Origin of the sequence: Nocardiopsis sp. JB363 (genome assembly GCF_900143625.1) — a bacterium.
Lineage (GTDB): Bacteria > Actinomycetota > Actinomycetes > Streptosporangiales > Streptosporangiaceae > Nocardiopsis.
This window is the reverse complement of the sequence record NZ_FRFF01000135.1, coordinates 199,077-205,672: the sequence shown is the minus strand read 5'-3', so window position 1 is coordinate 205,672 and position 6,596 is coordinate 199,077. Positions and strand designations below refer to the sequence as shown.

The following is a 6,596-nucleotide window of genomic DNA, read 5'->3' as shown; positions in this document are numbered from 1 at the left end:
TCGTTGCCCTTGGGTCGTGCTTCGGCGCGGTCCGGGGGTGGGGGTCCGGGGGGTCGTCCCCCGAAAAAACAAAGGACGACCCTGCTCGCACGTGAACGCGCGAGCAGGGTCGTCCTGAGTCCGTGGAGGTGGCGGGAATCGAACCCGCGTCCTTCAGCAACGAGCCAGGGCTTCTCCGGATGCAGTCTGTGGTGTCGTTCTACTCGGCCTCAGCGCTTGCACAGACACATCGCTGACAGGCCCAGCCACGAAAATGTCCCACTCAGGCCCCGTGGCCTGATCTGAGCGGTAAGTCATCTAAATGGTGCCGGATCCCGAGCCGATGACGAGCCCGGACCGACAGAGTCACAATCGCTTAAGCAGCGAGAGCGAACTCAGTGCGCTTAGAATTGGCACTTGAATTTATGCGAATGCAGGATTAACGAGGTCACACACGCAACCCTCGATCCGCTTCCCCTGGAACGACTACCGAAGTCGAAACCGATCACCCCCTGTGAAGTTGTCAAAGCCTACGCGGAACCCGTACCTACGGGGCCCGTGTGGGCCGACATGCGAGCGGCGAACCACTTGCGTGTTCGTCACTCTACCGCGTCAACGTTGTAGGGACCAAGCTGATTCCCGGTGCGGGGGACGAAGTCAGGGAGAAACCCCCGTGAGGCGGACTCAAGATCTGGTCGACGCGGCTCACGGGGGCGGTCGGCAGGGTCTGGCCGACCTTGGGAAGCGGCAGGGCCTCCCCCGAGACGAGGTCCTGCCTCATCTAACTGGTCCGCTACCCCCTGATGCGGTTCCAGTTACCCGTGAAGACGCCGCCGGAGCATCCGTGGGTTGCTCCGGCGGCGTCTTCTTTTTTCACGGCATCAGTTCAGGTCGGATTCGGTCTCCGGCATGACCTCCGCGAGCGGCTGGTCGTCGGTGAGCGGCTGCTGCTGCCCTTCGGGGTCACCGGCGAGGAAGCCGGTGGCGGAGGTGACGGCGTACTGCTGCCACATGGTCATCTCCGGGTCCACCTCGGCGAGCACGGCGAAGGCGACGTCGCCCTGGTAGCCGACGAACCAGTGCAGGGCGGTGTCGCCCTGTTCGGCGCGGGCGGCCTGACCGTACACGGGTTCCTCACCCGAGCCGACCTCGGGGAAGCGGTTGACGACGGCGTCGCGCATCCCTTCGCGGATCACTTCGAGGTGGGCCTCGTCGAGGTCTCCGACGCCGGCCGGGGCCGGCCCCTCCTCACGGACGAGGGTCGGTGCGTTCCAGGTGCCGTCGGCGATCGCCGCGGCGGCCAGGGCCATGGAGAGCGGGCTCACCTGGACACCGTGCTCGCCGACCATGGCGGCGGCCACGTCCGCTTCGTCGTCGTTGATCTCGACGGTTCCGGAGTCGGCCGGCAGGGGCAACTGCCAGTCGGCGCCCAGCCCCAGGGCGGCCGCTGATTCGGTGATCTGGTCACCGCCCACGTCGGAGGCGATGTCGACGAAGCCGACGTTGCACAGGAAGCTCAGGTTGCGGCTCAGGTCCGGTTCCCCGGCCAGGAACCCACTGCTGGGGTTGGTGAAGGTCCGGTCACCGATGTCGGACTGGTAGCCGCAGGGCATCGGGCTGCCCGGACTGACCGCTCCGGAGTCCAGGGCCGCCAGGGAGGACACCAGGGTGAAGGCGCCGCCGGGCGTGTAGCCACCGGTGAACGCACCATCGTCCGAGGCCTGGCCGGAGGCGTTGGCCGCGGCGAGCACATCGCCGCTGCCGATGTCGACGGCCACGAGGTAGCCGTTGCCCGGCAGGTCCTCCAGGGCGCTCTCCGCGGCGTTCTGCAACTCCAGGTCCAGGGTGGTCTCGACGCCACCGCTGCGCACGCCTTCCCAGGACTCCAGGACGGCGGTCTGCTGCCCGTCATCGCCGAGGGTCACCACCTGAGTGGTGGCGGTCCCGGCGAGCTCGTGCTGGAAGATGTTCTGCAGACCGCTCAGTCCGACGGTGTCGCCGGCCTGGTAGGCACCGGCGACACGGGAGGACACCCGGTGCTCGGCGGTACCCGCGACCTCGCCGAGGAGGAACGGTGCCACCCGCGGCGACAGGTTGATCTCGATCTCCTCGGTCTGCACCCCGGAGATCTTCCCGGCCTCGTTCAGCAGGGTGCCGTCGACGCTGTTGTCGCGCATCAGCACCAGTGGCTGGAACTGTTCGGGCGGGGCGGAGCGCACCCGGTTGAGCAGTGGATCGGGGTCCTCGTCGAGGAGTTCGGCGAGTTCGGTGACCCCGGCCTCCTTGTCGTCCATCTCGGCGGGAAGGACACCGAAGGCGGTGACGCTGTCGCCGGAGACGAGTGGTTCGCCCTCCCGGTCGAGGATCTGGCCGCGTTCCTCGATCTCGTAGCTGACGGCGAGCCGCTCACCGTCCTCCAGTTCGGGGTGGATGACGCTGGGAGACCAGTCGATCTGCCAGCCCTCGGGGCCGTCGGTGAGCGGCATGCTGCCGGTGTAGGTCCACACCGGGTCACCGATGCCGAGGTCGGCGGAAGCCTCGAACTCCGCGACGGCCTGGTCTCCGTCCTGGGAGATGCCGCCCAGGTCGAACCGGACCGAGGCCAGGTCGAGCTGGTCGTGTACGTCGGCGAGCGCCGCTTCCACCTCGGCCGGGTCACCGTTGGTGAACCGTGCGGCGCCGGCGTGGTCACCGCCCTGCCAGGAGAGCAGGAAGGACCTGACGGCCACCTCCGGGCTGGGGTGGGTCGTACAGGCCACGAGGGACAGGGCGACGACCAGGCCGCTGCTTGCGGCCGCGATCCTGCGGCCGAGGGGACGGGGGGACACCTTGTGTGTTCCTTTCAGGCGCCTCAACGAAGAAGACCGCTATCGCCGACGGCGAAGCGCGCGTTCCATGTCACGCTTGGCTTCACGTTCGGCGATGGCGTGGCGCTTGTCGTACTCACGCTTACCGCGCGCCAGAGCGATCTCGACCTTGGCCCGGCCGTCACTGAAGTACAGGGACAACGGGACCAGTGTGCGTCCGGGCTCCCGGGTCTTGCCGATCAGCCGGGCGATCTGCTCGCGGTGCAGCAGTAGTTTACGTGATCTGCGGGACGAGTGGTTGGTCCAGGTCCCCTGGGTGTACTCCGGGATGTGCACACCTTCGAGCCACACCTCACTGTCGTGGATGTGCGCGAAGCCGTCCACGAGCGAGGCGCGTCCTTCCCTGAGGGACTTGACCTCGGTCCCGGTGAGGACCAGGCCCGCCTCGTAGGTCTCGTCGATGTGGTAGTCGTGCCGCGCCCGACGGTTCTGGGCGATCAGCTTGTGCCCGGTTTCCTTGGCCACGGATGTATCCCTTCATGAGTCCGGGGGGCCACTGGCCCCCCGGTGTCCCGCGCCCGCCCATCCGACGGTGGAGCCGTCAGACCTTCAGGTAGCGGCGCAGGGTGAGGAACGAGGTCACGGTACACAGGAGCACACCGAGGATCATCGACACACCGATGACGGACAACAGTGGCCCTGTGCCCAAGGCCACGTCGAACTGGAACCACTCCTCGATCTGGGTCAGCAACGAGAACCTGGTTGCCACGATGAACCCGGACGCGACCACACCACCGATGAAACCGGAGATGGCGCCTTCGAGGAGGAAGGGCAGTTGGATGTAGAAGTTCGACGCACCGACCAGACGCATGATGCCGGTCTCTCGACGGCGGCTGTAGGCCGACAGTCGGATGGTGTTGCCGATGAGCAGCGCGGCGGCGGCCAGCTGTACACCGGCGACCATCAGCGCGGCCCACTTGAGACCGTCGAGCAGACCGAAGAACTGCTCCAGGACGCGCTGGTCATTGGAGACGGAGTCGACGCCGTCGGCTCCGTCCACGGCCGCGCGTACCGCGTCGTAGTGGTTCGGGTCGGTGAGCTGCACCCGGTAGTTGTCCGGGATGTCACCTTCCTGGGCGGCCTCGGCGAGGGCTTCGTTGGAGGAGCCGATGCGCTCCTGGAAGTCCTGCCAGGCTTCGGCCTCGGTGAGGTACCGGTAGGTGTCGACCTCGCTGAGCGAGTCCAACTGCTGCTCAAGGGCCTCGCGGTCACCCTCGCCCGCGGCGCCGTTCTCCTGGCACGCCGTGGTCGGCGAGATGTCGTTGCACATGTAGATGGTCAGCGTGATCCGCTGGTCCCAGTAACTGCGCATCTCGGCAACCTGCTGGTTGACCAGCAGACCGGCACCGAACAAGGTGAGAGAGATGGCCACCGTCGTGATGACGGCGATGGTCATCGTCAGGTTGCGACGCAGGCCGATCCACGTCTCGGAGAGAACGAATTGTGCTCGCATGATCTGTTAAAGGTCCATCCTTCGGGGCTTCGCCATGCCGCTGGTCTCGGGGTCGCCGACCGAGGCCCGGCGACGAACGTACCAGGGGTCAGTACGCCTGGCCGTAGACGCCACTCATCTGGTCGCGCACTACCAAGCCCTCTTCAAGCTCGATCACACGCTTGCGCATGGAGTCGACGATGGCGGCGTCGTGCGTCGCCATGACGACGGTCGTTCCCGTGCGGTTGATTCGGTCCAGCACCTTCATGATGCCGATGGAGGTCGCGGGGTCGATGTTGCCGGTGGGCTCATCGGCCAGCAGGATCTGCGGGCGGTTGACGAACGCGCGGGCGATGGCCACACGCTGCTGCTCGCCACCGGAGAGCTCATTGGGCATACGGCCGGCCTTGCCCTCCAGGCCGACGAGTTCGACGACCTCGGGCACGACCTTCTTGATGAACCGCCGTGGCTTGCCGATGACCTCCAGAGCGAAGGCGACGTTCTCGAAGACGTTCTTGTTCGGCAGCAGGCGGAAGTCCTGGAAGACACAGCCGATGCGGCGACGCAGGTGCGGGACCTTCCAGTTGGAAAGTCGCGCCAGGTCCTTGCCGGCGACGTGTACACGGCCCTTGTCGGGCTTCTCTTCCTTCAGCACCAAGCGCAGGAAGGTCGACTTACCCGAGCCGGACGGGCCGACCAGGAAGACGAACTCGCTCTTGTCCACGTCGATGGAAACACCGTCGAGCGCGGGGCGCTTCTGGGTCGGGTACTGCTTGGTGACGTTATCGAAGTGGATCACAGGCGCATCACAAGGCTCTCGAAGGTATGGGCACCCGGCGGAGGTGCTCCGCACGGGATCGTACCGGCCGCATGGCCACCGACAGTTTAGAGGGGACAGCGGCCCGGATTGTCCAGGTCCCGTCACGCCCAAGTGATCTGTGGAGATCAGTGCACTATCGGACAACAGCCACGAGCATATCGGAGGTGTCAACCGATGATAACGTTCACATATAGCAGTTTCGGTAAAACTGCGGAGTCGCGGTCATCACCTTTGGGACACATCACCCCGGTTCGCCCATTTCGACGACCCGGGGTGACCGACTCACGACCGGGCGTCCCCCTGTCGGTGAGAGGGGACACCCATGGGAGTCCGGGGCGGCTCGCCCCTACTCTTCCTTCTCCTGGTTGCGCATCCAGCGGATCTCCGAGTCGATGAAGCCATCGATCTCACCGTCGAGCACCGCCGTGGGGTTACCCGTCTCCATGCCGGTGCGCACGTCCTTGACGCTCTGGTACGGGTGCAGGACGTAGTTGCGCATCTGGGTGCCCCAGCTGCTCACCGAGTCACCGCGGATCTCGTCCAGGGCCGCCTGCTCCTCCTGACGCTTGCGGGCCAACAACTTGGCCTGGAGCATCGTCATCGCGGTCGCCTTGTTCTGGAGCTGGGAGCGCTCGTTCTGACAGGAGACCACGATGCCGGTCGGCATGTGGGTGATGCGCACCGCCGAGTCGGTCGTGTTGACGCCCTGACCACCGGGACCGCTGGAACGGTACACGTCCACGCGCAGTTCGGACTCGTCGATCTCGATGTGGTCGCTCTTCTCCACCATCGGCACCACGTCCACACCCGCGAACGAGGTCTGTCGCCGGTTCTGGTTGTCGAACGGTGAGATCCGCACCAGTCGGTGGGTGCCGTGCTCCCCGCGCAGGGTGCCATAGGCGAAGGACGTCTTGACCGCGAACGAGGTGGACTTGATGCCCGCCTCCTCCGCGTAGGAGGTCTCGTAGACCTCCGTGGGATAGCCGTGTCGCTCCGCCCAACGCAGGTACATGCGCTGGAGCATCTGCGCCCAGTCGGCCGCGTCGACACCACCCGCCTGGGAGTTGATGGAGACGATGGCCTCGCTCTCGTCGTGCGGGCCGTTGAGGAGCGTACGCACCTCTAGTTCGCCGATCTCCTTGCGGAGCTGTTCGAGCTCACGATCCGCCTCGGCACGGGTGTCCGGGTCGTCCTCGGCCTCGGCGAGCTCGTAGAGCACACCGACGTCGTCGAGACGCTGCCCGATGCCGTTGACCTTGTTGACCATGGACTCCAGTGTGGAGAGTCGACGCGTCACCCTCTGCGCGTTGTCCTGGTCCGACCACAGTTCGGGGTCGGCGGACTGCTCGCGCAGTTCGGCCATCTGCGTCTGCATCGCCTCCAGGTCCAGCACCGCGGTCACACTCGCCAGGGTCGCCGCGAGTTCCTTGATCTTCTCTACCGGGTCCATTTCTGCCACGCACCCAGTGTAGGACCCAACGAAGGAGCGGGCCCCACA

At 66.0% G+C, this 6,596-nt stretch carries 5 protein-coding genes and 1 other RNA gene; all 6 read right to left on the bottom strand.

Translation table 11 applies throughout. From position 1 onward, the window contains the following. Positions 1-120: 120 nt before the first annotated feature. Positions 121-492: a transfer-messenger RNA gene (gene ssrA / locus BQ8420_RS21775) on the bottom strand. Positions 493-860: 368 nt separating this feature from the next. After that, a complete protein-coding gene (locus BQ8420_RS21770; RefSeq protein ID WP_087101001.1) occupies positions 861-2,807 on the bottom strand; it encodes a penicillin-binding transpeptidase domain-containing protein in 1,947 nt (648 codons plus the stop codon). Positions 2,808-2,846: 39 nt separating this feature from the next. Beyond that, positions 2,847-3,311 (bottom strand): SsrA-binding protein SmpB, encoded by a 465-nt coding sequence (gene smpB / locus BQ8420_RS21765; protein ID WP_087101000.1) that lies wholly within the window; start codon positions 3,309-3,311, stop codon positions 2,847-2,849. 76 nt (positions 3,312-3,387) lie between these two features. Continuing rightward, on the bottom strand, positions 3,388-4,299 hold the full coding sequence (gene ftsX, locus BQ8420_RS21760; protein ID WP_235006404.1) for a permease-like cell division protein FtsX: 912 nt from the start codon (positions 4,297-4,299) through the stop codon (positions 3,388-3,390). Between the two features lie 88 nt (positions 4,300-4,387). Further along, complete coding sequence (gene ftsE, locus BQ8420_RS21755) at positions 4,388-5,077, bottom strand: cell division ATP-binding protein FtsE (protein WP_087100999.1); 690 nt, start codon at positions 5,075-5,077, stop codon at positions 4,388-4,390. A gap of 367 nt (positions 5,078-5,444) precedes the next feature. Continuing rightward, positions 5,445-6,548, bottom strand: coding sequence for a peptide chain release factor 2 (gene prfB, locus BQ8420_RS21750; RefSeq protein ID WP_369825528.1), 1,104 nt, complete (start codon positions 6,546-6,548; stop codon positions 5,445-5,447). Between the last annotated feature and the right edge of the window lie 48 nt (positions 6,549-6,596).

Coding starts and splice junctions, on each gene's coding strand:
- ftsX (WP_235006404.1), bottom strand. CDS start 4,299: ATGCGAGCACAATTCGTTCTCTCCGAGACGTGGATCGGCCTGCGTCGC.
- prfB (WP_369825528.1), bottom strand. CDS start 6,548: ATGGACCCGGTAGAGAAGATCAAGGAACTCGCGGCGACCCTGGCGAGT.